The sequence below is a fragment of the Pseudomonas sp. NPDC098740 genome (assembly GCF_044760065.1).
Classification (GTDB): domain Bacteria; phylum Pseudomonadota; class Gammaproteobacteria; order Pseudomonadales; family Pseudomonadaceae; genus Aquipseudomonas; species Aquipseudomonas rossensis.
In genome coordinates this window covers 145,883-171,398 of sequence record NZ_JBIWAM010000003.1, presented here as the reverse complement: position 1 = coordinate 171,398, position 25,516 = coordinate 145,883, and the positions used below count along the sequence as shown (strand labels likewise).

Here is a 25,516-nt window from a genome sequence, read left to right as displayed (position 1 = left end):
ATTTGAAGGTTTGCCAGATGCTGATTATTCCCGCTATCGATCTCAAAGACGGTGCCTGTGTTCGTCTGCGCCAGGGCCGCATGGAAGATTCCACGGTGTTCTCCGATGATCCGGTGAGCATGGCTGCCAAGTGGGTGGAGGGCGGTTGCCGTCGTCTGCATCTGGTCGACCTGAACGGCGCCTTCGAAGGCCAGCCGGTCAACGGCGAAGTGGTCACCGCCATCGCCAAGCGCTACCCGAACCTGCCGATCCAGATCGGCGGCGGTATCCGTTCCCTGGAAACCATCGAACACTACGTGAAGGCCGGCGTGAGCTACGTGATCATCGGCACCAAAGCCGTGAAAGATCCGGCTTTCGTTGCTGAAGCCTGCCGCGCGTTCCCGGGCAAAGTGATCGTCGGTCTGGATGCCAAAGACGGTTTTGTCGCCACTGACGGCTGGGCTGAAATCAGCACCATTCAGGTGATTGACCTGGCCAGGCAATTCGAAGCCGACGGCGTATCCGCGATCGTTTATACCGACATCGCCAAAGACGGCATGATGCAGGGCTGCAACGTACCGTTCACCGCTGCGCTGGCCGCCGCGACGAAGATTCCGGTCATCGCTTCGGGCGGTATCCACAATCTGGGTGACATCAAGTCGCTGCTCGACGCGAAAGCACCAGGCATCATCGGCGCGATCACCGGCCGTGCGATCTATGAAGGCACCCTCGATGTCGCTGAAGCGCAAGCTTTCTGCGATTCGTACAAAGGCTGAGGACTGACCATGGCGCTGGCCAAACGCATCATCCCTTGCCTGGACGTGGATAACGGCCGGGTGGTCAAGGGCGTCAAGTTCGAGAACATTCGCGACGCCGGCGACCCGGTGGAAATCGCCCGTCGCTACGACGAGCAAGGTGCCGACGAGATTACCTTTCTCGACATCACCGCCAGCGTCGACGGTCGCGACACCACGCTGCATACCGTCGAACGCATGGCCAGCCAGGTGTTCATCCCGCTGACCGTGGGTGGCGGTGTGCGTACCGTGCAGGACATTCGCAATCTGCTGAATGCTGGCGCGGACAAGGTTTCGATCAACACTGCTGCGGTATTCAATCCTGAGTTTGTTGGTGAAGCGGCTCAGCATTTCGGTTCGCAGTGCATCGTCGTTGCCATCGACGCCAAGAAGGTTTCCGTCCCGGGCGAGACCCCGCGCTGGGAAATCTTCACCCACGGTGGTCGCAAGCCAACCGGTCTCGACGCCGTTGAATGGGCGAAGAAGATGGAAGGCCTGGGCGCCGGTGAAATCCTGCTGACCAGCATGGACCAGGACGGCATGAAAAACGGCTTCGATCTGGGCGTTACCCGCGCGATCAGCGATGCATTGGGTATTCCGGTGATTGCTTCGGGCGGCGTCGGCAACCTGCAGCACTTGGCTGACGGCATTCTAGAAGGCCACGCCAGTGCAGTGTTGGCGGCGAGCATTTTCCACTTTGGCGAATACACCGTGCAGGAAGCCAAGGCCTACATGGCTCATCGCGGCATCGTGATGCGCTAAACAAACCGATACAGGCCAGTGGACATCATGGCGGGCTCAGGGCACTCTTGGGTACGCCATGGATCTCGGTAGCCAGACATGCTTAAACGCCTTCTTCTTGTCCTCGCCAGCGCTTCTCTATTGCTCGTCAATGGAGCGCATGCCGCAGAAAATCCCGACACCGGTCTGGTGTTGCTGACTGAAAATTTCCCCCCCTACAACATGGCGAAGAACGGCAAGAACTTCGCTCAAGACGAGAACATCAATGGCATCGCGGTGGACATCGTCCGCGAGATGTTTAAACGCGCCGAAGTCACCTACAGCCTGACGTTGCGTTTCCCTTGGGAGCGAATCTACAAGCTCGCCCTGGAGAAGCCCGGTTACGGCGTATTTGTGATGGCGCGGTTGCCGGATCGCGAGAACCTGTTCAAGTGGGTTGGCCCGATCGGGCCGGATGACTGGATCATGCTGGCCAAGGCCGATAGCAAGATCAGCCTTGTGTCGCTGGAGCAGGCGCGCAAATACAAGATCGGCGCCTACAAGGGCGATGCGATTGCCGAGACGCTGGCCAAGCAAGGACTGAAACCGATCGTTGTGCTGCGGGATCAGGACAACGCAAAAAAACTGGTCAACGGCCAGATCGACTTGTGGGCTACCGGCGACCCCGCCGGGCGCTACCTGGCGCGCCAGGACGGGGTAACCGGGCTCAAGACCGTGCTGCGCTTCAACAGCGCCGAACTGTACCTGGCGCTGAACAGGCAGGTGCCGGACGAAACCGTTGCCAAATTACAGGCGGCGCTGGATCAGCTACGCAAGGAAGGTGTGGTGGACGACATCATGGCGAAGTATTTGTAGTGTGAGTCAAAAGATCGCCCGTTCAGCGGTCAATCCCATCCTTTTCATGCCCGGCCACCGCCTTGTGGCCGTGCACTATTCAATCAGATCGAAACGCACTGCCGAGGGTTGCGGCCCGGAATCGCCTTGCGCATAGCTGCAGACCTTGGTGGCCGAGGTTATCCGCAGCGTTAGGCTGCCTGCCACTGGTTGGTAGCGCGCATCATCGAAGTCACCGCATTGGGTGATATCAGCCGGGCCTGCGTGAAAGAAATGAGAAGTGAATGCCGGGTACGCATTGCTCCATGACAAGTGAGCGTTGCGATTGGCGTCTAGCGTAATGCTCGGTGCCGGGGCTGGCTCGGCTAAATGGACGGCGTGCGTGAAAACGTTCCTGAGTAGCCCGCTGACAAGTTGTTGCTCTGCTGAATTGACACCGATGATGCACAGAACGTGCATGCGTGTCTCAGGACCGATAGCGCTGTTGATGTAAGCATCGGTGGCGCTGATCGCTGCGCTGTATTGGTTGGGGTCTTGGCAACTCAAGGCATCGCGTGTCGCTTTATAGCGATAGTAGGGCGTATTGATTTCGAACCTGAAATCCCATGTGGGCAAGAGTTCCAGGCCCGCGTTCAGCTGAGAGCGGACGGTCGTTCTGAATAATGTTTGCAGATCGATTTCAATGTCGACTTCTTGCAATGCGCAGTTACTGGCGTTGCTGCTGAACACGCCATTGATGAAGCAGGGCGACAGGAAACTGGCAGCGAAACTGTAGTGAGCCTCCGAAATGATACTGATGATTTTGTTTGTGCGACGATCAAGTATCGGTCCGCCGGAACTGCCATGTTGCAAACCTTGGCATTGATTCACAAAGCCGCCGGGAAAGCGTTGAAGGTGACCAATGTTGGTTCTGGCCAGTTCTTGAGAGCATGCGCTCAAGCGAAGGCCTTTTTCAGGGAGCCCGCCAGGTGCGCCAACAAAAAGCACATCATGAGGGCCCAGGGCGGGTGGGGGTGCAAGGTTGAGTGGAGTAATGCCATCCAGGATAAGTGATGCGAGGCTTTTTTCGACTTCCAGTATGGCCATATCCATACCCACCAGACTTGCCCAGTTGGTCGTTCCAACCTTATAGGTTTTGTGACGACCGGGTGTGTCATGGAAATAGTTGAAGGTGATAGTTCCACCATAACTCTGATTTAGAGTGGAGCTGCCGATGGCGGCACCAGCGCAGTGTCCGCTCGTTATTAAATAGGCAGGTCCGTCGGCTTTTTGTCCGGATTGTCTTGTATCGATAAGAGTGGCAGTGCAGGTGGTGTTTTCCGGTGTTTTCAGCAGGCCAATGCCACTCCAGCGTGAATATGTTTCTCCACCGTTATTCAATATTTTTGCGGGGGTGTCATTCCTGAGTCCCTCACCGATATCTCTGGGTTCGGCGCAGACAGGAGTAGTAAAACTGTACAGCGAGAAAATCAATGATGTAGCGAGTGTGTAGTTCATGGCCATTCCTTGGCGTTTGCACTCATAGCATTTTAATCAGGCTAGTGGAGACCCCGCCGGGCGCTATCTGGTGCGCCAGGACAGGGTAACCGGGCTCATTCGAAATCATGAGACGGTTTCTGTAGGTGTTGGCAAGTCTTCCACCGGCTTCGGGGTGATGTTGACGTCAATGGCTTTATGGATTCCATTTGCCTGGTGGGCAATGCGCCATTTTCATTGGTAGTCATAGTCTGTCCTGATAGAGAAAGGCGACTCGGGGAGTCGCGACCTGTTGGAGGTCTCACTATCGGGAAACGGGCGAGGCGCCTGGCGGTAACTATGTATAGGTCGTTACAGGGTATTACCGATACACGCCGCTTTGGCCATGCGCGGCCGTTGCGCGATTGCCGCGTACGCTGATCATCTGGCTAATATCGATCCACTCAATCCCTTGAGCCTTGAGCTTGGGCAATTCCCGCTCAAGCACCGCCAACGTTTGAGGGTACGGATGGCCGATCATGACGGCTGAACCCTGTTTGCGCGCCAGGCTGATTGCGGTCTGCAACTGAGCAAAAATCGCCGCCTCGGTGCGTTCGTCATCGAGAAACACATCCCGCGAAACGCTCGCCAGATCGATCTTCTGCGCCTGTTGAGCGGCAACGGTTTGCGCGCTGGTGCGGCTGTCGACGAAGAATTTGTGGCGGCGCTGCAACTCGGCCATCAACCACGCCATCGCCACCGGCTGGGCGGTCATGCGGCTGCCCATGTGGTTATTGATGCCAGCGGTGTACGGCACCCTTTCGAACGCGGCGTTCAGCCGTTTCTCAAGCTCTTCGATGGGCAAGTCGGGATGCCAGGCAAACGGACCGGTGGCCGGGTCCATGGGCATGTGCAGGATGACGATCTTGCCGGCGCGATGGGCTTCGCGGGCGAATTCGGTGGCGTGGGGTGTGTCAGGCATGATCGCCGTGGTCACCGGACCGGGCAGGGCGAGCACGCGGCGATCCCGGGGCAGGTTCTGCCCCAGGTCATCGATGATCAGAGTGATGTAGGCCTTTTGAGGGGCGGGCGCCGCGTGAGCAACACCCGCCAGACAGCACAACAGACCGAGGACTAACCGCAGGCGCATCTCAGCGGCCGGAGGTGATGCTCAACCCTTTGAGCAGGCTCAAGGCCTGGGCCAGCTGGTAATCGTCATCCTGCGGCATCGCCTTGGCTTTGCCGCTGGAGCTGGTCGGTTTGTCGGCGCCGCCGTTGCCATTGCCCAGGTGACCTTGCAGGTCGGCTTCCTTGAAGTACTCCCCGTCCTGCTCGTTGGTGATCTTGGCCTTGCGCACTTCGATGTCCGGGACGATGCCCTGAGCCTGGATCGAGCGGCCGTTCGGCGTGTAATACAGCGCCGTGGTGATCTTCAGTGCGCGTTCGTTGTTCAGCGGCAGCACGGTTTGCACCGAGCCTTTGCCGAAACTGGTGGTGCCCATGACCACCGCGCGTTTCTGATCCTGCAAGGCACCGGCGACAATTTCCGAGGCCGAGGCGCTGCCGCCGTTGATCAGTGCGACCATTGGCACGGCTTCGCTTTCGTCCTTGCCGGTGGCGGAGAAGCGCAGTTCGGAGTTGGCAATACGGCCCTTGGTGTAAACGATCAGGCCCTTGGTAATGAAGTGGTCGACCACTTCCACCGCCGCTTGCAGCACGCCGCCCGGGTTGTTACGCAGGTCGAGGATGATGCCTTTGAGCTTCTTGCCGTTGTCCTTGCGCAGCTTGGCCAGAGCCTTGGAGACTTCGTCACCGGTCTTGACCTGGAACTGGGTGATGCGGATGTAGCCGTAGCCGGACTCCAGCAGCTGGCTCTTCACGCTCTTCACTTGAATGATGGCGCGGGCCAGGGTCACGTCGAACGGCGTACCGCCGTCGCGCACCAGGGTCAGGGTGATTTTCTGGCCGATCTTGCCGCGCATCTTGTCGACGGCTTCGGTCATGCTCTGGCCGCGGGTCGGTTGGCCGTTGATCTTGACGATGAAGTCGCCGGCCTGAATGCCAGCCTTGGAGGCCGGAGTGTCATCGATCGGTGAAACGACCTTGATGAAACCGTCTTCGGCACCGACTTCGATGCCCAGGCCGCCGAATTCGCCGCTGGTGCTTTCCTGCAATTCAGCGAAGTCTTCCGGGCCCAGGTAGGCGGAGTGTGGGTCGAGGTTGCTGAGCATGCCTTTGATGGCGTTTTCCAGCAGTGTCTTGTCGTCCACCGGTTCGACATAGGCGGCCTTGATCCGATCCATGACCTCGGCAAAGGTGCGCAACTCTTCCAGCGGCAACGGCGCCTTGGTGGTCGCTGCAGTGCCCGCAGGCGCGACTGCCGGAGCCGGTTGAGCGGCGAACGCCAGAGGCGCGCCGATCACCAGGGCGATCGTCAGGGCCAGCGAGGTAAGGCGGGACAAATGCAGCATGTCGAACGAACTCCTGAATTAGGTAACGTGCTTATCCTTGCGCACGACACCATTGCGCCGGATCACTCGGGTGACCCTGCTGACGAATAGCGAAATACAGCGCTGGTGTGTCCTGCCCGCCACTGCTACCCACAGTGGAGATGGACTCACCGGCTTTTACCACGTCACCCGCAGACTTGAGCAGCGTCTGGTTGTGACCATAAAGACTCAAAAAACCGTTGCCGTGGTCGAGAATCACCAGCAGCCCGGCGCCACGCAACCAGTCGGCGAACACCACGCGACCGCCATGCACGGCGTGCACCTGGCTGCCGGCGGAGGAGCTGATCATCACGCCGTCCCACTTGGTGCGGGCGTCATCGCCACGGGTTTCGCCAAAGCGTGCCAGCAGTCGACCATCAACGGGCCAAGGAAGTTTTCCCCGGCTTGACGCGAAAGGGCCACCAAAGGTCTCGCCTGAGCTTGATACCAGAGCGCCGGGCGTCGATTTAACGGGTTTGCGTGGGGCGTCAGTGGCGTCTGCGTCTGCGTCTGCTGCAGCCTGAGCCTCACGTAAACGCTTTTTTTCGGCTTCCTGCTGGGCGATCAGCGCTTTTTGCCGCGCTTCTTCTGCCTCTCGGGCCTGACGGGCCAGGGTTTCTTCAATGGTTTTAAGGACTTTAGACAGGTCTGCCTGATCCTGCTCGCGGGCTGCCAGCTTCTGATCGCGGGCCTTCACGTCGTCGCTGAGCTTGGCCAGGACTTGCTGGCGCTCCTTGCGGACTTTGTCGAGTTCGTCGCGCTGGCTGTCGAGGCTGCTTTTCTGCACCAGCAATTGCGCCTGTTGCATGGCGATGTCTTTTTCGACATTGGCCAGTTGGCGCAGGGTTTCGTTGAAATTCTTCAGCTGCTCCAGGCGGGCCTGGCTCAGGTAATCGTAATAGGTGAGGGTGCGGGCGAATTTTTCCGGGTTCTGCTGGTTGAGCAGCAGCTTCAAGTACTCCTGACGGCCGTTCTGATAGGCCGCGCGGGCCTGAATGGCGATCAGTCGCTGCTGTTCAATGCGCGCGCTCTGGAGTTTTTTTTTCTCGGCATCGAGTCGCTGCAGCTCGGTTTCGCTTTTCTTCAGCTCTTTTTGCAGGGCTTCGACCTGCTTCTCGAGCTTGCCCATCTCGGTCTCGGTGCCTTTGAGGTCTTTCTGCACACCGGTTTTTTCTTCCTGGAGCTTGCCCAGCAGTTTTTTCAGCTCGGCAATGTCCTGGCGCGTGGCGTCCAACTGTTGTTGGGTTTGCGCGCGCTCGTCAGCAAAGGCCGGTTGGAGCAGGCATGTCAGAGCAAGGGCTATCAGGACGCGAAGCATAGAGGCGGGTGACACCAGGGAAAGGGACGCCCTAGTATGCCCGCCAAGCGCTGCAAAAAAAACGCCCAATTGGGGCTGTGTGATGACTGGAGTGGGATGTAGGGGCAATTAGCCTTCGAAACCACTACAAACCACTGTGGGAGCGAGCTTGCTCGCGATGACGTGATGACATTCAACATCGATGTTGGCTGTCAGATTGCTATCGCGAGCAAGCTCGCTCCCACAGGGTTTTGGTGGTGTTTGATGGGGCGGGTTACACCAGTATCGAAGTACCCGTCATCTCGGCAGGTTTCTCAAGATCCATCAACATCAGCATGGTCGGCGCCACATCCGCCAGCACGCCGCCGTCGCGAACTTTGAAGTCACGCTTGCCGACATAGATGAACGGCACCGGTTCGGTGGTGTGGGCGGTATGCGCCTGGCCAGTGGATTCGTCGGACATCTGCTCGACGTTGCCGTGGTCGGCAGTAATCAGGGCTTCACCACCGACTTTTTCCAGGGCATCGACGATGCGGCCAACACACAGGTCGAGGCATTCAACGGCTTTTACGGCCGCGTCGAACACGCCGCTGTGGCCGACCATGTCGCCGTTGGCGTAGTTGACCACGATCACGTCGTAACGCTGGTTTTCGATCGCATCAACGATGCGGTCGGTGACTTCCGGGGCGCTCATCTCGGGCTGCAAGTCATAAGTGGCGACTTTTGGCGACGGGATCAGGATGCGTTCTTCGCCCGGGAACGGTTCTTCACGGCCGCCGGAGAAGAAGAAGGTTACGTGGGCATACTTCTCGGTTTCGGCGATGCGCAGTTGGGTCTTGCCGTTTTTCGCCAGGTAGTCGCCCAGCACATTATCCAGGCTGCCCGCGGCGAAGGCCGATGGGGCGGGAATGCTGGCGGCGTACTGGGTCAGCATGACGAAGCCGGCCAGTTTTGGCTGGCGGGCACGTTCGAATTCCTTGAAATCGTCTTCGACGAACACGCGGGTCAGTTCGCGGGCGCGGTCAGCGCGGAAGTTCATGAACACCACGGCGTCGCCGTCTTCGACTTTCACCGGCTCACCGATGCTGGTGGCTTTGACGAATTCGTCGCTCTCGCCGCGTTCGTACGCCGCTTGCAGGCCTTCCTGAGCGGTGGCGGCGTCGAATTCGCCGTTTCCATCGACAATCAGGTTGTAAGCCTGGGACACGCGGTCCCAACGGTTGTCGCGGTCCATGGCGAAGTAACGGCCGACAATGCTGGCGATCCGGCCTTTGCCGAGGGCCTGGAAGGCCGCATCCAGCAGTTCGATGGACGACTGAGCGCTTTTCGGCGGCGTGTCGCGGCCGTCGAGGAAGGCGTGCAGATAGATTTTTTCGGCACCGCGCTTGAAGGCCAGTTCGGCCATGGCAACCAAGTGATCCTGGTGGCTGTGAACGCCTCCGTCCGACAGCAGGCCCATGAAGTGCACGGCTTTGCCGGCAGCAACGGCTTTATCGACAGCGGCGCAGATGGTCGGGTTCTCGAAGAACTCGCCGTCGCGGATCGATTTGGTTACGCGAGTAAAGTCTTGATACACCACGCGACCAGCGCCGAGGTTCATGTGGCCGACTTCGGAGTTGCCCATCTGGCCGTCGGGCAGACCGACGTCCATGCCGCTGCCGGAGATCAGGCCGTTCGGCACGGTGGCCCACAAGCGGTCCAGTACGGGCTTCTTCGCCGCAAACACGGCGTTGGATTCAGGGCTCTCACTGTGACCGAAGCCGTCGAGAATAATCAGGACCAAAGGTTTAGGCGTGGTAGTCATGGATTCCACTCGTGGCTGAGTTAAAAGAGGGCGATGGAAAAGGGAGTGGCAGTTTAAAGCGAAGTTCCAACCGCGTCACCGCCGGACGGGGTTTGGCCCACCATAGTGGCTGTGTATACTGGCCGACATTTTAACGCCCTGGAACCTCCTTCGATGGTTGCTCACCTGATTGAATTTGCCACTAACCACTATCTGCTCGTCGGTATCTTCGTCGTACTGCTGGCGTTGCTGATCGCTTATCAGATGCAAGGCGGCGGCCGCAGCCTGAGCACCGGTGAATTGACCGGGCTGGTCAACAAGGACGCGGGCGTTGTGATCGACATTCGTTCGAACAAGGACTTCGCCGCCGGTCACATTGTTGGCGCGGTGAACATTCCTCACGACAAACTGACCGCTCGCGTCGGCGAACTGGAAAAGCACAAGGCCAAGACCATCATCCTGGTCGACGCCATGGGCCAGACTGCCGGCACTCATGCCCGCGAACTGATGAAGTCCGGCTTCACCGCCGCCAAGCTCTCCGGCGGTATTTCCAGCTGGAAAGGCGACAACCTGCCGCTGGTGAAGTGATATGAGCAACGTCGTCGTCTATTCCAGCGATTACTGCCCTTACTGTTCGCGAGCCAAGTACCTGCTCGAGAACAAAGGCGTGGCCTTCGAAGAGATCAAGGTCGATGGCAAGCCGCAGGTGCGTGCCGCCATGGCTCAGAAGGCCGGACGTACGTCCGTGCCGCAGATCTGGATCGGCAGCACCCACGTGGGTGGTTGTGATGATTTGTTTGCCCTTGAGCGCGCCGGCAAGCTCGACGCCATGCTCAAGGCCTGAATGCCTTCCCTATAAGACCCCAAGATCAGAAAGGATCTGAGATGACTGACCAACAGAACACTGCAGCTAGCGAAGAAGAAACCGCACCGCAATTCTCCTTGCAGCGCATCTACGTACGTGACTTGTCCTTCGAAGCCCCGAAAAGCCCGGCCATCTTCCGCCAGCAGTGGGAACCGAGCGTCGGTCTGGATCTGAACACCCGTCAAAAGGCTCTGGAAGGCGACTTCCACGAAGTCGTACTGACCCTGTCCGTCACCGTGAAGAACGGTGAAGAAGTGGCGTTCATTGCTGAAGTGCAACAGGCCGGGATCTTCCTGATCAAGAACCTCGACGACGCTTCGATGAGCCACACCCTCGGCGCGTTCTGCCCGAACATCCTGTTCCCGTACGCTCGCGAAACCCTGGACAGCCTGGTCACCCGCGGTTCGTTCCCGGCCCTGATGCTGGCCCCGGTGAACTTCGACGCGCTGTACGCACAAGAACTGCAACGCATGCAGGCGGCGGGCGAGACTCCAATCGTTCAGTAAGCGGTCCAATGTGGGAGCGAGCTTGCTCGCGATGGGGTCATCAGCTTCAACATTAGTGTTGACTGACAGGCCGCCATCGCGAGCAAGCTCGCTCCCACATTTTTTTGTGGTGTTACTTGAACCCGAGTTGGCGCCAGCCTTCGTACACGGCGACCGCCACGGTGTTCGACAGGTTCAGGCTGCGGCAACCTTCGCGCATCGGCAGGCGCAGGCGCTGTTCGCCGGGCAGGGCATCGAGTACTTCTGCCGGCAAACCACGGCTTTCCGGGCCGAAGAGGAACGCATCGCCCTCGGCGAAGCTGGCATCGTGGAACGGCCGCGAGCCCTTGGTGGTGAAGGCGAACAGCCGAGGATGACCGAGGCTTTCCAGACAGCTGGCGAGGTCTGCGTGGCGCTGCAGGGTGGCATACTCGTGGTAATCGAGGCCGGCCCGGCGCAGGCGCTTGTCGTCCATCTCGAAGCCCAGCGGTTCGATCAAATGCAGGTGGCAGCCACTGTTGGCGCACAGCCTGATAACGTTGCCGGTATTCGGCGGAATTTCTGGTTGGAAAAGGATGACGTGAAACATGCACGGCTCCGAAGGTAAAGATGAGCGGCATTCTACGCCTGAAGCGGACCCGCGTTCGAAGCTATTCCCGCGAGTGATGGCTTCGCTGGCGATTGTCGGGGTGATGGTGGGGCTGATGATCGGTCGCCTGACCACTCCCGACCCCAGCGAATTGCAGCAGGTCGAGGTCACGAGCGATGGGCTGGTGGTGTGGTTCAACAACGAACCCAAGGCTCACGGCGAGTTCGTCGACGGTAGCCTCGCGTTGCTGTTCGAGGCTGAAGGAAAGGCACAGAAAGGTCAGCTCAAAATCAACGACAAGAGCGTGAACTGGCGGGTACGTTTGAGTGATGGGGGATTGTTGCTGACGGTGGTGGCGGCTCGGCCACTGCAGGGCGAGTGGGCCGGTAGCGAGGTCGATGACCGCTGGCGGCTGGAGATCCATCTCCGAGAGCAATAAAAGAGGGAATCCCCGGCCTGCCTGTACCAAGGTCCCCAAAACGGCAGGGCTCGCGCATTGCGCCGTGAGCCCGGTGTAAAGAAGGAACCCCTGACCTGCCTGTATCAAGGGCCCCAAAACTGCTTGGGCTCGTCGCTTGTGCGGTGTGAGCCCGGTGTAAAGAGGGGAATCCCCGGCCTGCCTGTACCAAGGTCCCCGAAACCGGGTAGTGAACTGAATCACTGAATGGACTATTGCAGGGGGCGTGCCAGGTTTTAACAAGTTGAAACAGAATGTCTCGCTGAAACGTCGAAAGCCCCGTATTCCGGGGCTTTCGTGTTTTTTCGATAGGGGTTCGATTGCGAAAGCCGGCGGGATTTCGGATCTGTTGCCGTGCGCGATTGCGGTTCACGGTGCATTCAGTCGGTGCACGATGGCCCCAAAAGCATCGCGAGCAAGCTCGCTCCCACAGGGTTCAGGGGGTTCACTCAATCGTGAAAACACTGAAATCCACTGTGGGAGCGAGCTTGCTCGCGATTGGATGTAACTGTCAGCGAAGAGCTAAAGGCTGCTTAGCCTTCTTCCCCTTCATCATCATCCCCACCATCAACCTTCATCCCCAATTCCTTGATCTTGCGAGTCAGGGTATTACGCCCCCAGCCCAGCAAAACGGCGGCATCGCGGCGGCGGCCGGCGGTGTGTTTGAGGGCGGTTTCGATCATGATCCGTTCGAAGGCAGGCACGGCGCTGTCGAGCAGGCTCGACTGGCCACGAGCCAACGCCTGATCGGCCCACTGGCGCAGCGCTTGCTCCCAGTTGGTCACCGGCGCCGAATCCTGCGGCAGGTTCAGCAGCTCCGGCGGCAGGTCGCTGATGTGCACTTCGCGACCCGAAGCCATCACCGTGATCCAGCGGCAGGTGTTTTCCAGCTGACGCACGTTGCCGCCCCACGGCAGGTTCTTCAGGTATTCCTCGGTTTCGCTTTTCAGCAGCTTCGGCTCCACCGCCAGTTCTTGCGCGGCGCGGCTGAGGAAATGCTTGGCCAGGGTCGGGATGTCTTCGCGACGGTCCGACAACCGTGGAATGTGGATGCGGATCACGTTGAGGCGGTGGAACAAGTCCTCACGGAATTTCCCGGCGTGCACCAGGGTTTCCAGATTCTGGTGAGTCGCGGCGATGATTCGCACATCGACCTTCACTGGCACATGGCCGCCGACGCGGTAGAACTCGCCGTCCGCCAACACCCGCAGCAAACGAGTCTGGGTGTCTGCCGGCATGTCGCCGATTTCATCGAGGAACAGCGTGCCGCCGTCAGCCTGCTCAAAGCGCCCGCGTCGCAGGTTGGCCGCGCCGGTGAATGCGCCTTTCTCATGGCCGAACAGCTCGGATTCCATCAGGTCTTTCGGGATCGCCGCCATGTTCAGCGCAATGAACGGCGAAGCCGCACGCGGACTGTGACGGTGCAGTGCGTGCGCCACCAGTTCTTTACCGGTACCGGATTCGCCGTTGATCAGCACGGTGATGTTGGAGTGGCTCAAGCGCCCGATGGCGCGAAACACTTCCTGCATCGCCGGCGCTTCACCGATGATTTCCGGGGTGCGGGTCAAGGCGACCGGGACTTCCAGGCCTTGCTGTTCCTGAGCGTGCTGGTTCGCGCGTTTGACCAGCGACACTGCTTCGTCAACGTCGAACGGTTTTGGCAGGTATTCAAACGCGCCGCCCTGATAGGACGCGACAGCGCTGTCCAGATCGGAATGAGCGGTCATGATGATGACCGGCAGCCGTGGGTGTTGTTCGCGAATCCGCGCCAGAAGGTCCAGACCGCTGGCACCCGGCATGCGGATGTCGGAAATGATCACGTCCGGCTGCTGGCGCGCCAGGCGGCTCATCACGCCATCGGCGCTGTCGAAGCTTTGCGTGGTCATGCCTTCTTGCTGCAAGGCTTTTTCCAGGACCCAACGGATAGAACGGTCGTCATCGACGATCCACACGGTTTCACTACGGCTCATGTCGATGTGGCTCCTTGTTCCAGTGGCAGAAAGATCGAGAAGGTGGTGTGGCCTGGATGGCTGTCACATTCGATCAGGCCCTGGTGCTGGCTGATGATGTTCTGGGTAATGGCCAGGCCCAGCCCGGTACCGTCCGGACGGCCGCTGACCATGGGAAAGAAGATGGTTTCCTGCAACTCCGCGGGAATGCCCGGGCCGTTGTCGATGATTTCGATCTTGGTCACCAGACGATGGCGCACGTGGCCGATGGTGAACTGGCGCATGGCGCGGGTGCGCAGGCTGATGCGGCCAAGGCGCAGCTCGTTCTGGCTGCTGATGGCCTGCATCGCATTGCGCACAATGTTCAGTACGGCCTGAATCATTTGTTCGCGGTCGATCAACACGTCGGGAATGCTTGGGTCGTAGTCGCGCACCAAAGTGATGCAGCCCTGGCTTTCGGCCTCCACCAGATGACAAACGCGTTCCAGAACTTCGTGGACGTTGCACATGGCCAGCGACGGCAGTTTGTTGGAACCGAGCATGCGATCGACCAGATTGCGCAGGCGGTCGGCCTCTTCAATGATCACGTTGGTGTAGTCGCGCAGGCTTTCTTCCGGCAGCTCGCGGGCAAGCAATTGCGCTGCGCCGCGTATCCCGCCGAGAGGATTCTTGATTTCGTGAGCGAGGCCGCGCACCAGCATCTTGCTGGTTTCCTGCTTCGACAGTTGCGCTTCTTCCTTGGTGATTCGCAGCAAGCGGTCACGGGGGTGGACTTCCAGCAACAGCATCGTGGCGCCATTGGCGAGGATCGGGGTTACCGCGTAGTCGACGGTCAGGGTCTGGCCGGTGAGGGCGGTGAGCATCGCTTCGCGCTTGGTGAACGGGTGGGCCTGCTCGACCGCCTGGCGCAGGGAGTTCAGCGCTTCGGTAGATTCGGTGAACAACTCACTGATGAACTGCCCATGGCTACGCTGACCGCTGATGGCCAGGAGCATCTCCGCTGCCGGGTTCATGTACTCGAGGCGCAGTTCGGCGTCGAGCAGAATGGTGGCGGTGGTCAGGTTGTCGAGTAGCAATCGATGCAGTGCGTCACTAATGGTCATCAGGACCTCTTTTGGAGCATGCGCGTGAATAACGCGCCGATACGAGGAAAATGCAAAAACCAAACCAAGGCTCCGAAAAGAAGCGTTTAAGGCCTGAAACGGGCGTTTGACGCTCGTTTGCGTGGCGTTCTGCCAGCTTTGACGGGTACTTTCGAACCAAAATGGGTTGGAATGTGGGTACGGTGCAGCCTATTGCACCAATATAGTGCGCAAAGCTGAGCGGCGTTAGAAGAAGCGCAGGAAGGGATTTTTTTCTTCCGCGGGTTTGTCTTTGGTCGGACATTCCGGCCGTTGGCCGAAATCGGTGAGGGCGCAGGGTTTGACCTGGCGTTTCTGCGCGAGGGAGATGCGCAGCATGTGGAACGGCTGGTTGGCTGTGCGCTCGACCGTGCGGCCCTGCTCGTCGAGGATTTCCACGGAGAGGTTATGGCTGCCGCGATCGATGTTGCTCAGGGCGAATACCGGGCTCAGGCCGGGCGCTGCGGTGGGTTGGCCGTCGAGTAGCAGTTGGTAGCGATGGCCTCGTTGCAGGCCGGGTTCGCTGGTAACGCTGACGATAATCTCGCCAGCACTGCTGCGCACCGTGGCGTCTGGCTCCGGCACCAGTACCCTCAGCATGTCGTAGTGGAACAGTGGTTTTGTTTCGGCCTTCTTTCCAGCCATCACCGGTGCTGCGCCGCCAGGGTTGGCGGACATGCGATTGCTCGTTGCCATCGGCACGCGCTTGGCGTTGCCGGAGCCTGGCTGGTCGGTGTAGACGCGATTGCCCTGAGCGTCGACGTAGGTGAACACCTCGGCCGTCACCGGCAGGGCGATCAAGCAGGTGATCAGCAGCCACAGCCTCACGGCTTATGCACCCGTTGTACGGTGAACGTTACGGCGGGGCTTTGCTGGACGATGTTCTCTCCATCGATCACCTGCACCGCGAGGTTGTGTTCGCCGCGATCAACGTTCACCAGTTGCAGGATCGGCACGTTGCTCGGCTGGCCGTAAGGTTGATCGTCCAGCAACAGCCTGAACAGATGAGGGCCTTGCAGGCGTGGTTTGATCAGCACGTTGACGGTGAAGGTGCCGTTGTTGGCACGCAGCGCTTCGGTAGTGGGTAGGTTGGTCAGCTCCAGCACCTCGTAAACGCTGCGCGGCTGTTCTCGACTTGTGGCTTCGACAGATGGCGCAGAAGGGGCTTGGGGCACAACCCTGTTCAGCGGTGGCAACTCGACCGGCTGAGCCTTCACGCCATCGGGCGGTTGATTGCTATAGGCGGTGTTGCCGTCGGCGTCGGTGTACTTGTAGATCTGCGCTGCGGCGGGCAGGGCGATCAACAGCAACATCAGTAGAAAACCACGACCCATAAAATCGACCAGAAACGAAAGCGTTGGATTGCAGCATAGGTTACGGGCGTGGGTTGGCATAGTTGGTTACAGGCAAGGCCCGATAGCCTTGCGCAACCCGCTGTCGTCTTCTGGCAATACAAACTCTGCAATCAGTGGGGTATCACTCTTGCGGGAAGGCAGTGTCAAAGTTACACGTTGACCATGGGCAGTGTCAGTGAGCCAGTAATGCAACTCGCGCTTGTTGATGGTCATACCAAACTCAAACACCCAACCATCTCCTTGCAGGCTCCTTACTGAGCCCCAACCGCTAACCAGATAGCTGATGGGCGCGCGCGTGCTGGTTGTCAGGCGCAATGGTCCGTTTGCCGGCGCGCCCGGGCCTTCATAATCATCGGCATTGAAGCCAAGTCGCTGTGTCGGGATAGTCAGGGACATACTCATCGGGTTATCAGGATGACAACTTATCGCCAATAGGGCTTCGCCGGTTTTGCCGTCATAGCGCGTATTTCCGCTGAGAAGGGCAGTTTGAAACCGGCTGTCGTCGGAAGATTTTTCCATCAGCCAGTGTTTGCCCTGATCAGAGGAATGGGAACTTTCAGTCGCAGCCCAGGCAGGTGTTAGCGCCGCAAAAAACAACGCTAGCGAATAAAGAGAGGCTGATGCTGATTTCATCTGAGGTTCCTTCCGAAAAGTCCCGGGACAGTAAATGAAAATTGCTTGAAAGTTTCACAGAACTATTTTCAAAAAAATGCAAAAGCGTTTTGCCTGAAAATTCCCGCCCACAAAAAAGGCCTCCCGAAGGAGGCCTCTTTTTTGTCACGCCGCTTGCGCAGGCGCTACCGGATCAGCAGCTGTAGTACAGCTCGTATTCCAGTGGGTGTACGAAGGTACGTACCTTGATTTCTTCTTCGCTTTTCAGAGCGATGTAAGCGTCGATGAAGTCGTCGCTGAAAACGCCGCCTTTGGTCAGGAACGCACGACCTTTGTCCAGCTCGTCCAGGGCTTCTTTCAGGCTGCCGCAAACTTGTGGGATCTCTTTCGCCTCTTCAGGCGGCAGGTCGTACAGGTTTTTGTCAGCTGCGTCGCCAGGGTGGATCTTGTTCTGGATACCGTCCAGGCCGGCCATTACCAGGGCAGCGAAGGCCAGGTACGGGTTGGCTGCCGGATCCGGGAAGCGAGCTTCGATACGGCGAGCACGAGGGCTGGACACGTAAGGAATACGGATCGAAGCGGAACGGTTGCGAGCCGAGTAGGCCAGCATTACCGGAGCTTCGAAACCTGGGACCAGACGCTTGTAGGAGTTGGTCGACGGGTTGGTGAAGCCGTTCAGGGCCTTACCGTGCTTGATGATGCCGCCGATGAAGAACAGAGCGGTATCGGACAGGCCGGCATAGCCTTCGCCAGCGAAGGTGTTCTTGCCATCTTTGGCGATGGACAGGTGAACGTGCATACCCGAACCGTTGTCGCCGTACAGCGGCTTAGGCATGAAGGTCGCGGTGCGGCCATAAGCGACAGCCACGTTGTGTACGCAGTACTTCAGGGTCTGAACTTCGTCAGCCTTGGCTACCAGGGTGTTGAACTTCACACCGATTTCGTTCTGACCGGCAGTTGCCACTTCGTGGTGGTGAACTTCGATGACCAGGCCCATTTCTTCCATGGCGTTGCACATGGAGGTACGGATTTCGTGGTCGTGGTCAAACGGTGGAACCGGGAAGTAACCGCCTTTGATACCTGGACGGTGGCCATGGTTGCCGCCTTCGATGTCCTGGTCGGACATCCACGAACCTTGTTCGGAGAAGATTTTGAACATCGAGCCGGAAATGTCCGACTTGAACTTAACCTGGTCGAAGATGAAGAACTCAGGCTCCGGGCCAACGAAAACGGTGTCGCCGATACCGGTCGACTTCAGGTATTCCTCGGCACGCTTGGCGATCGCACGTGGATCGCGATCGTAGCCTTGCATGGTCGAAGGCTCGATGACGTCGCAAACGATGATCAGCGTTGGGTCTTCGGTGAACGGGTCGAGAACGGCAGTGCTGTCGTCCGGGAGCAGGATCATGTCGGAAGCTTCGATGCCTTTCCAGCCGGCGATGGAGGAACCGTCGAACATTTTGCCTTCATCGAAGAAAGCTTCATCCAGCGCGTCGCGAGCCGGCATGGTCACGTGGTGCTGAGTGCCTTTGGTGTCTGTGAAGCGCAGATCAATCCACTTGACGTCATGATCTTTGATGAGTTGAACCGACTTCGACATAGTGTCCTCCGGGTGGCTTCGGGCTTAGTAGTGGATGCCCTTGGAATGTGGGTGATGCCGGCGCGAATACTCTGCCAAGGCAACCCGCCTCACAAGGGAGCAAATTGCATGCCAGTGCCCCACCATGGGTTTTTTGCCCCAATTTCACGCTTATAAAGGCACAAAGCATCTGTAAGCGGAAAATCTCGCCCTACAATGTAGCGTTAAATTCAACAAATGACCTGTTTTGGTGCGCGCAAAACCTTCTGCACATTAACTGGTTAAACCTTGAGCAATTTCCGCTATAATCCGCGCCCCCCTTTTTCGGCTGGCCCAGCGCGCGCTGTTTTCATGAAACTAATCGTAAAAGTCTTCCCCGAGATCACCATCAAGAGCCGCCCGGTACGGATGCGTTTCATCCGCCAGTTGGCCAAAAACATCCGTACTGTGCTCCGCGACCTGGACCCGGCTGTGGTGGTGAACGGTGTGTGGGACAATCTCGAGCTGGAAACCCGGGTCAGCGAGCCCAAAGCCCTGAAGGAGATGACCGAGCGCCTGAGCTGCATGCCGGGCATCGCACATTTCCTGCAGGTCGACGAATACCCGTTGGGTGACTTCGACGACATCGTCGCCAAGTGCAAGCAGCACTTTGGTGATGCGTTGGCCGGGAAGATTTTTTCGGTGCGCTGCAAGCGTGCCGGCAAGCATGAATTCAGTTCGATGGACGTCGAGAAATACGTCGGCAGCCAATTGCGTCGTCAGTGCGGCGCCGCCGGAATCTCGCTGAAAGACCCGGAAATCGAAGTTCGCATCGAAATTCGCGACAAACGGTTGTTCGTGATCCACAGCCAGCACAACAGCATCGGCGGTTATCCGCTGGGTGCCCTGGAACAGACGCTTGTGCTGATGTCCGGCGGCTTCGATTCCACCGTTGCTGCTTACCAGATCATGCGGCGAGGGCTGATGAGCCATTTCTGCTTCTTCAATCTGGGCGGACGAGCCCATGAACTGGGCGTTATGGAAGTCGCGCACTTCATCTGGAAGAAGTACGGCAGCTCCCAACGCGTGTTATTTGTGAGTGTGCCGTTCGAGGAAGTACTGGGAGAAATTCTCGGTAAAGTCGATAACAGTCATATGGGCGTAGTTTTGAAGCGTATGATGTTGCGCGCTGCTTCCCGTATTGCCGATCGGCTGGACATCGATGCGCTGGTCACCGGCGAAGCGATTTCCCAGGTGTCGAGCCAGACGCTGCCGAACCTGTCCGTGATCGACTGCGTGACCGACAAGCTGGTCTTGCGTCCGCTGATCGCCAGTCACAAGCAGGACATCATCGACCTGGCCAACGAAATCGGTACTGCCGACTTCGCCAAGCACATGCCGGAATATTGCGGGGTCATCTCGGTGAACCCCAAGACCCACGCCAAGCGTCCACGCGTGGAGTACGAAGAACAACAGTTCGACATGGCAGTACTTGAGCGTGCGCTCGAGAACGCCAAACTGGTGCCGATCGATCGCGTGATCGATGAATTGGGCCAGGATTTGCAGATCGAAGAAGTCAGCGAAGCGCTGGCTGGTCAGATCGTCATCGACATCCGTCATCCGGATGCCGCTGAAGACGACCCGCTGGGACTCGTTGGCATTGAGGTACAAACGATGCCGTTTTATGCATTGAACGCTCGTTTCAAGGAACTGGACCCTACTCGCCAGTACCTGCTGTATTGCGACAAAGGCGTGATGAGTCGCCTGCATGCCCACCATTTGCTCAGTGAGGGGCATGCCAATGTGCGCGTTTATCGACCGAGCTAAGTGCCCGGGGCTGTTTGCCTGTGGCCTGCGTCACCGGCCCCCCGACGCCGCCGTCAAGCTGTAACGGCTTTGCCGGACTCTACTGTTAATCGCTGCCAAGACTTGTCAGCACACCGAATCCTCTGATCGAGATACACAAGTGATCGAAAATCTACGCAACATCGCCATCATTGCTCACGTTGACCATGGTAAAACCACCCTGGTAGACAAACTCTTGCGTCAATCCGGCACCCTGGAGCGCAACGAGCTCAACGACGAGCGCGTGATGGACTCCAACGACCAGGAGAAAGAACGCGGTATTACCATTCTGGCGAAAAACACCGCCATCAACTGGAACGGCCACCACATCAACATCGTGGACACCCCGGGCCACGCCGACTTCGGCGGCGAAGTTGAACGCGTAATGTCGATGGTTGACTCCGTTCTGCTGCTGGTTGACGCTCAAGACGGCCCTATGCCGCAAACCCGTTTCGTGACCAAGAAGGCTTTCGAAGCCGGCCTGCGTCCACTCGTGGTCATCAACACGGTGGACCGTCCAGGCGCGCGACCGGACTGGGTTCTGGACCAGATCTTCGACCTGTTCGACAACCTGGGTGCTACCGAAGAACAGCTGGACTTCAAAGTCGTCTACGCCTCGGCCCTGAACGGCATTGCCGGTCTGGAACACACCGACATGGCTGAAGACATGACCCCGCTGTACCAGGCGATCATTGACCACGTACCGGCTCCAAAAGTTGACCGTGACGGTCCGTTCCAGATGCAAATCTCGGCACTGGACTACAACAGCTTCCTGGGTGTTATCGGCGTTGGCCGTATCGCCCGTGGTCGCGTCAAGCCGAACACTCAAGTTGTGGCTATCGACGCCGACGGCAAGCGCCGTAATGGTCGTATCCTGAAGCTGATGGGTCACCACGGTCTGCACCGTATCGACGTTGACGAAGCAGCTGCCGGCGACATCGTCTGCATCAGCGGCTTCGACCAGCTGTTCATCTCCGACACTCTGTGCGACCCACTGAACGTCGAAGCGATGAAGCCGCTGACCGTTGACGAACCAACCGTTTCCATGACCTTCCAGGTTAACGACTCGCCGTTCTGCGGTCGTGAAGGCAAGTTCGTCACCAGCCGTAACATCAAAGAGCGTCTGGACAAAGAACTGCTCTACAACGTTGCTCTGCGCGTTGAAGAAGGCGACACCGCCGACAAGTTCAAAGTCTCCGGCCGTGGTGAGTTGCACCTCTCGGTACTGATCGAAACCATGCGTCGCGAAGGCTTCGAAATGGGTGTTGGTCGTCCGGAAGTGATCATCCGCATGGTTGACGGCGTCAAGCACGAACCGTACGAAAACGTGACCATCGACCTGCCGGAAGAATCGCAAGGTTCGATCATGGAACAGATCGGTATCCGTAAAGGCGACCTGACCAACATGGTTCCGGATGGCAAGGGCCGTGTGCGCCTTGAGTACAACATCCCGGCTCGTGGCTTGATCGGTTTCCGTAACGAGTTCCTGACCCTGACCTCCGGTGCAGGCATCCTGACCTCGATCTTCGACCGTTACGACGTGATGAAGTCCGGCGACATGTCCGGCCGTCAAAACGGCGTGCTGGTTTCGGTTGCTACCGGTAAGGCTCTGACTTACTCGCTGGAAACCCTGCAAGCTCGCGGCAAACTGTTCCTGGGTCACGGTGAAGACGTGTACGAAGGCCAAATCGTCGGCATCAACAGCCGCGACAACGACCTGGGCGTTAACCCAACCAAAGGCAAGAAGCTCGACAACATGCGTGCTTCGGGTAAAGACGAAACCATCGCTCTGGTTCCGCCTATCCGTTTCACCCTGGAACAAGCTCTTGAGTTCGTGCAAGAAGACGAACTGTGCGAAGTCACTCCTAAGTCCATCCGTCTTCGTAAGAAGATCCTGGGCGAAAGCGAGCGTACCCGCGCTGCCAAGAAAGCCGGTAACTGAGTCTCGACTTAGTTAACAGCTAAAAAAACGCCCCCGACCGCAAGGTCGGGGGCGTTTTTGTATGTCCGGGATTTGTGCGGTGTTTGTGCCGGCCTCATCGCGAGCAAGCTCGCTCCCACAGTGAATGGTGGTGTTCACAAAATCTGTGGTCAGCACTGAACCCTGTGGGAGCGAGCTTGCTCGCGATGAGGCCGGTTCAGGCAGCGAGATTCCGCATCAGAACTTCTCGAACGTGCGACGGCTCTCGCTGGTCTCTCGCGCCACTTCTTTCGGCTTATACGCGCAATACCCCGGCCGCGGCCCGATTTTCGGGTGGTTGCGGCAAGTATCCGGGCGCTTTTCATAAATAGTGCACAGACGGCTCTTACGATCCAGGTACAGGCAATCGTTGTTGCTCATGCGCTGAAGGGTGAAGATCTCGGACTTCTGGTTGTAACGCTCGACGATCCCTTCCTTCTGCAAACGCTTGGCGATGTTCTTCGGCGGCTCGCCGCGCTCGAATTCATCGACGATGCCGATACGGATCAGATCCTTGATCTTGACCTCGACCGGCAGGGTGCAGCAGCTGGAAACGCACGAACCACACATCGGGGCGGAGTACTTGGCCCAGGTATCGAGGCGATCGATCTCCGCGGCGGCGATCAGGTTGGACTTCATCATCGGTTGTTACCAGCGTGCATCAGGGCGCGCGATCATACCGGGACTGGTGGATTTTTGAACAACCTTTCGCCAGATTTTTTCGTATTCCGCCCAATAACACCTGTAACCCGGCACGGCCCCTGCATTCTTTCCGGTGCGCGACAAGGTAATGTCGATCTATCTCACACTAACGGGAAAATCTGCCGAACCAGAGTTCCAACGGCCTGTCAGACCGTCTAGGCTCAACAACTCCACGCTCGCTCGAGGTCCTATCGATGACTCAAGAACCACTTGTTCGCGAAGCAGAGGTGGCCGCATTCCGCGACGCCGTCTTGACCAAACTCACCTACGCGGTGGGCAAAGACCCGGATCACGCCTTCGACCACGACTGGTTCGAAGCCATTGCCCTGGCGGCGCGCGATCACATGGTCGAGCACTGGATGGATCACACCCGGCAGATCTACCGCAAAGGTCAAAAGCGGGTTTATTACCTCTCCCTCGAATTTCTGATCGGCCGTCTGCTCTACGACAGTCTGAGCAACCTCGGCCTGCTTGACGTGGCCCGCGAAGCCCTGACTGAGCTCGGCGTCGACCTTGAACGCATCCGCCTGCTGGAACCCGACGCAGCGCTGGGCAACGGCGGCCTCGGTCGTCTGGCCGCGTGCTTCATGGAAAGCATGTCGACCCTCGGAATCGCCGGCCACGGTTACGGCATTCGTTACGAACACGGCTTGTTCCGGCAGGCCATCGTCGACGGCTGGCAACAGGAACAGACCGAAAACTGGCTGGATTTCGGTAACCCTTGGGAGTTCGAGCGACCAGAGGTCGTTTACCCGATCGGTTTCGGCGGCAGTGTCGAAACCGTCACCGACGAAGCGGGCAAGTCCAAGCAAGTCTGGACCCCGGCGGAAACCGTTCGCGCGATTGCGTATGACACGCCGGTTGTCGGCTGGCGCGGAGCGAGCGTCAACACGCTGCGCCTGTGGCGCGCCCGGGCCATGGAAGATTTGCACCTCGAACGCTTCAACGCCGGCGACCACTTGGGCGCCGTGGCAGAAGTCGCCCGGGCCGAAAGTATTTCCCGGGTGCTCTATCCGGCGGACAGCACCGAAGCGGGCCAGGAACTGCGCCTGCGACAGGAGTATTTCTTCGTCGCCGCGTCCTTGCAGGACTTGCTGCGTCGTCATCGCAACATGCATACCTCGGTCCTGACCCTGGGCGATCATGCAGCGATCCAGCTCAACGACACCCACCCTTCGATTGCCGTGGCCGAACTGATGCGGCAACTGGTCGATGTCTATGACGTCGCGTGGGATGCGGCATGGCAGGTCACCGTCGACACGCTGTCCTACACCAACCACACGCTGCTGCCGGAAGCGCTGGAAACCTGGCCGGTGGGTTTGATGGAGCGGATGTTGCCGCGGCACATGCAGATCATTTACTTGATCAACGCCCAACACATCGATTCGCTGCGCGCCAAAGGTATTCACGACTTCGACGTGCTGCGCGCGGTGTCGCTGATCGAGGAAGACAACGGCCGTCGTGTACGCATGGGCAACCTCGCGTTCCTTGGCTCCCACAGCGTCAACGGCGTGTCCGGCTTGCACACGCAACTGATGCGCGAGACGGTGTTCTCCGAACTGCACAAGCTCTATCCGGAGCGGATCAATAACAAAACCAACGGCATTACTTTCCGACGCTGGCTCTACCAGTCCAACCCCCAACTGACCTCGATGATGGTCGATGCCCTCGGCCCGGAACTGCTGGATAACCCCGAAGAACGCTTGCTTGATCTGGAGCCGTTCGCCGAGAAAACCGCGTTCCGCAAAGCATTCGCCGAACAGCGGCTGCACAACAAAAAAGCCCTGGCGTACATCATTCACGAGCGACTTGGCGTTGCGGTCAACCCGGCAGCGATGTTCGACGTGCAGGTCAAAAGGATCCACGAATACAAACGTCAGTTGCTGAACCTGTTGCACACCGTTGCGCTGTACCAGGCCATTCGCGCCGAGCCGGAAATCGATTGGGTGCCGCGGGTGAAGATCTTCGCCGGCAAGGCGGCGGCCAGTTATCACCAGGCCAAGCTGATCATCAAGCTGACCAACGACATCGCCCGGGTGGTGAACAACGACCCGACCGTGCGCGGTTTGCTGAAAGTGGTGTTCTTGCCCAACTACAACGTCAGTCTGGCGGAAAGCATCATCCCGGCAGCGGATTTGTCGGAGCAGATCTCCACCGCAGGCTTCGAAGCCTCGGGCACCAGCAACATGAAGTTCGGCCTGAACGGCGCGCTGACCATCGGCACCATGGACGGGGCCAACGTGGAAATGTGCGAACGTATTGGCGTCGAACACATGTTCATCTTCGGCCTCAGCGCTCAGCAGGTTGAAGCGCGCAAGCAGAACCACGAGTTCAACGCGACGCCGGATATTGCGGCATCCCACCGGCTGAATGACGTGCTGCAAGCGATTCGCGGCGGGGTGTTCTCGCCGGATGATCCTTCCCGTTACACAGGATTGATCGATTCGCTGATCGACTACGATCGCTTCCTGGTCTGCGCCGACTTCGACTCCTACTGGGACGCGCAGATGCGGGTAGAAGCCCATTGGCACGATTCGAAGGAATGGTGGCGTTCGGCGGTGCTGAGCACCTCCCGGATGGGCTGGTTCTCCTCCGACCGGACCATTCGTGAGTACGCCACGGATATCTGGAAAGCTTTGGAGTAAG

General features: G+C 58.5%; 23 protein-coding genes. 10 read left to right on the top strand and 13 right to left on the bottom strand.

Features of this window, described 5'->3' with window-relative positions; all coding sequences use genetic code 11:
• Positions 1-17 precede the first annotated feature (17 nt).
• The 3 genes from hisA to ACIQU2_RS05135 all read left to right on the top strand — a co-directional run bounded on the left by hisA (position 18) and on the right by ACIQU2_RS05135 (position 2,369).
• Positions 18-755, top strand: a complete 738-nt coding sequence (gene hisA, locus ACIQU2_RS05145) for a 1-(5-phosphoribosyl)-5-[(5-phosphoribosylamino)methylideneamino]imidazole-4-carboxamide isomerase (protein WP_008149420.1) — start codon at positions 18-20, stop codon at positions 753-755.
• Between the two features lie 9 nt (positions 756-764).
• Complete coding sequence (hisF, locus tag ACIQU2_RS05140; RefSeq protein ID WP_403139115.1) at positions 765-1,535, top strand: imidazole glycerol phosphate synthase subunit HisF; 771 nt, start codon at positions 765-767, stop codon at positions 1,533-1,535.
• Positions 1,536-1,613: 78 nt separating this feature from the next.
• Positions 1,614-2,369, top strand: a complete 756-nt coding sequence (locus ACIQU2_RS05135; protein ID WP_403139113.1) for a substrate-binding periplasmic protein — start codon at positions 1,614-1,616, stop codon at positions 2,367-2,369.
• A gap of 75 nt (positions 2,370-2,444) precedes the next feature.
• Here ACIQU2_RS05135 and ACIQU2_RS05130 read toward each other — a convergent pair whose 3' ends face one another.
• The 5 genes from ACIQU2_RS05130 to gpmI form a co-directional block, all read right to left on the bottom strand.
• Positions 2,445-3,845, bottom strand: coding sequence for a trypsin-like peptidase domain-containing protein (locus ACIQU2_RS05130; RefSeq protein ID WP_403139111.1), 1,401 nt, complete (start codon positions 3,843-3,845; stop codon positions 2,445-2,447).
• A 340-nt stretch (positions 3,846-4,185) separates the two neighbouring features.
• Positions 4,186-4,953, bottom strand: a complete 768-nt coding sequence (locus tag ACIQU2_RS05125; protein WP_403139108.1) for a divergent polysaccharide deacetylase family protein — start codon at positions 4,951-4,953, stop codon at positions 4,186-4,188.
• A gap of 1 nt (position 4,954) precedes the next feature.
• Positions 4,955-6,274, bottom strand: coding sequence for a S41 family peptidase (locus ACIQU2_RS05120; RefSeq protein ID WP_056745477.1), 1,320 nt, complete (start codon positions 6,272-6,274; stop codon positions 4,955-4,957).
• Positions 6,275-6,305: 31 nt separating this feature from the next.
• Entirely contained in the window at positions 6,306-7,610 is a 1,305-nt protein-coding gene (locus tag ACIQU2_RS05115) for a murein hydrolase activator EnvC family protein (RefSeq protein WP_403139105.1), read from the bottom strand.
• A 253-nt stretch (positions 7,611-7,863) separates the two neighbouring features.
• A complete protein-coding gene (gene gpmI, locus ACIQU2_RS05110; RefSeq protein WP_347802155.1) occupies positions 7,864-9,393 on the bottom strand; it encodes a 2,3-bisphosphoglycerate-independent phosphoglycerate mutase in 1,530 nt (509 codons plus the stop codon).
• Positions 9,394-9,546: 153 nt separating this feature from the next.
• Between gpmI and ACIQU2_RS05105 the strand changes: the two genes are divergently transcribed.
• The 3 genes from ACIQU2_RS05105 to secB are packed head-to-tail and all read left to right on the top strand — an operon-like array spanning position 9,547 to position 10,743.
• Positions 9,547-9,960, top strand: coding sequence for a rhodanese-like domain-containing protein (locus tag ACIQU2_RS05105; protein ID WP_347802156.1), 414 nt, complete (start codon positions 9,547-9,549; stop codon positions 9,958-9,960).
• 1 nt (position 9,961) lies between these two features.
• Positions 9,962-10,216, top strand: a complete 255-nt coding sequence (gene grxC, locus ACIQU2_RS05100) for a glutaredoxin 3 (protein WP_008149430.1) — start codon at positions 9,962-9,964, stop codon at positions 10,214-10,216.
• A 41-nt stretch (positions 10,217-10,257) separates the two neighbouring features.
• Positions 10,258-10,743 carry a protein-export chaperone SecB gene (gene secB, locus ACIQU2_RS05095; RefSeq protein WP_403139101.1) on the top strand — a complete coding sequence of 162 codons (486 nt, stop codon included), beginning with the start codon at positions 10,258-10,260 and terminating at the stop codon, positions 10,741-10,743.
• 112 nt (positions 10,744-10,855) lie between these two features.
• Here the strand turns inward: secB and ACIQU2_RS05090 are convergent, their stop codons facing one another.
• Positions 10,856-11,311, bottom strand: coding sequence for a tRNA (cytidine(34)-2'-O)-methyltransferase (locus ACIQU2_RS05090; RefSeq protein ID WP_007949025.1), 456 nt, complete (start codon positions 11,309-11,311; stop codon positions 10,856-10,858).
• Here ACIQU2_RS05090 and ACIQU2_RS05085 point away from each other — a divergent pair.
• Positions 11,310-11,750 carry a hypothetical protein gene (locus ACIQU2_RS05085; RefSeq protein WP_111449420.1) on the top strand — a complete coding sequence of 147 codons (441 nt, stop codon included), beginning with the start codon at positions 11,310-11,312 and terminating at the stop codon, positions 11,748-11,750. The two genes, ACIQU2_RS05090 and ACIQU2_RS05085, sit on opposite strands and share 2 nt — an antisense overlap.
• A gap of 551 nt (positions 11,751-12,301) precedes the next feature.
• On the opposite strand, the gene ntrC is transcribed toward ACIQU2_RS05085, so the two are convergent.
• The 6 genes from ntrC to glnA form a co-directional block, all read right to left on the bottom strand.
• The gene (gene ntrC / locus ACIQU2_RS05080; RefSeq protein WP_046052178.1) at positions 12,302-13,738 is read right to left on the bottom strand and encodes a nitrogen regulation protein NR(I); all 1,437 of its coding nucleotides are present in this window, start codon (positions 13,736-13,738) and stop codon (positions 12,302-12,304) included.
• A complete protein-coding gene (gene glnL / locus ACIQU2_RS05075) occupies positions 13,735-14,820 on the bottom strand; it encodes a nitrogen regulation protein NR(II) (RefSeq protein WP_008024908.1) in 1,086 nt (361 codons plus the stop codon). Before glnL ends, ntrC begins: the two co-directional genes overlap by 4 nt.
• Before the next feature lie 225 nt (positions 14,821-15,045).
• Complete coding sequence (locus ACIQU2_RS05070) at positions 15,046-15,666, bottom strand: DUF4124 domain-containing protein (RefSeq protein ID WP_403139096.1); 621 nt, start codon at positions 15,664-15,666, stop codon at positions 15,046-15,048.
• Positions 15,663-16,172, bottom strand: a complete 510-nt coding sequence (locus ACIQU2_RS05065; protein ID WP_403139094.1) for a DUF4124 domain-containing protein — start codon at positions 16,170-16,172, stop codon at positions 15,663-15,665. Before ACIQU2_RS05065 ends, ACIQU2_RS05070 begins: the two co-directional genes overlap by 4 nt.
• A 66-nt stretch (positions 16,173-16,238) precedes the next feature.
• Entirely contained in the window at positions 16,239-16,826 is a 588-nt protein-coding gene (locus ACIQU2_RS05060; protein ID WP_403139092.1) for a hypothetical protein, read from the bottom strand.
• A 172-nt stretch (positions 16,827-16,998) separates the two neighbouring features.
• Positions 16,999-18,405: a type I glutamate--ammonia ligase gene (gene glnA, locus ACIQU2_RS05055; RefSeq protein ID WP_403139089.1), complete on the bottom strand. Its 1,407-nt coding sequence runs from the start codon at positions 18,403-18,405 to the stop codon at positions 16,999-17,001.
• A 330-nt stretch (positions 18,406-18,735) separates the two neighbouring features.
• Between glnA and thiI the strand changes: the two genes are divergently transcribed.
• Together thiI and typA are read left to right on the top strand one after the other, a co-directional pair.
• Positions 18,736-20,190, top strand: coding sequence for a tRNA uracil 4-sulfurtransferase ThiI (gene thiI / locus ACIQU2_RS05050; RefSeq protein ID WP_347802162.1), 1,455 nt, complete (start codon positions 18,736-18,738; stop codon positions 20,188-20,190).
• A 139-nt stretch (positions 20,191-20,329) separates the two neighbouring features.
• The gene (typA, locus tag ACIQU2_RS05045) at positions 20,330-22,150 is read left to right on the top strand and encodes a translational GTPase TypA (protein WP_403139085.1); all 1,821 of its coding nucleotides are present in this window, start codon (positions 20,330-20,332) and stop codon (positions 22,148-22,150) included.
• A 216-nt stretch (positions 22,151-22,366) separates the two neighbouring features.
• Here the strand turns inward: typA and ACIQU2_RS05040 are convergent, their stop codons facing one another.
• Positions 22,367-22,810 (bottom strand): YkgJ family cysteine cluster protein, encoded by a 444-nt coding sequence (locus tag ACIQU2_RS05040; protein WP_223431148.1) that lies wholly within the window; start codon positions 22,808-22,810, stop codon positions 22,367-22,369.
• Between the two features lie 254 nt (positions 22,811-23,064).
• On the opposite strand from ACIQU2_RS05040, the gene ACIQU2_RS05035 reads away from it, so the two are divergent.
• A complete protein-coding gene (locus tag ACIQU2_RS05035) occupies positions 23,065-25,515 on the top strand; it encodes a glycogen/starch/alpha-glucan phosphorylase (protein ID WP_403139083.1) in 2,451 nt (816 codons plus the stop codon).
• Position 25,516: the final 1 nt, after the last annotated feature.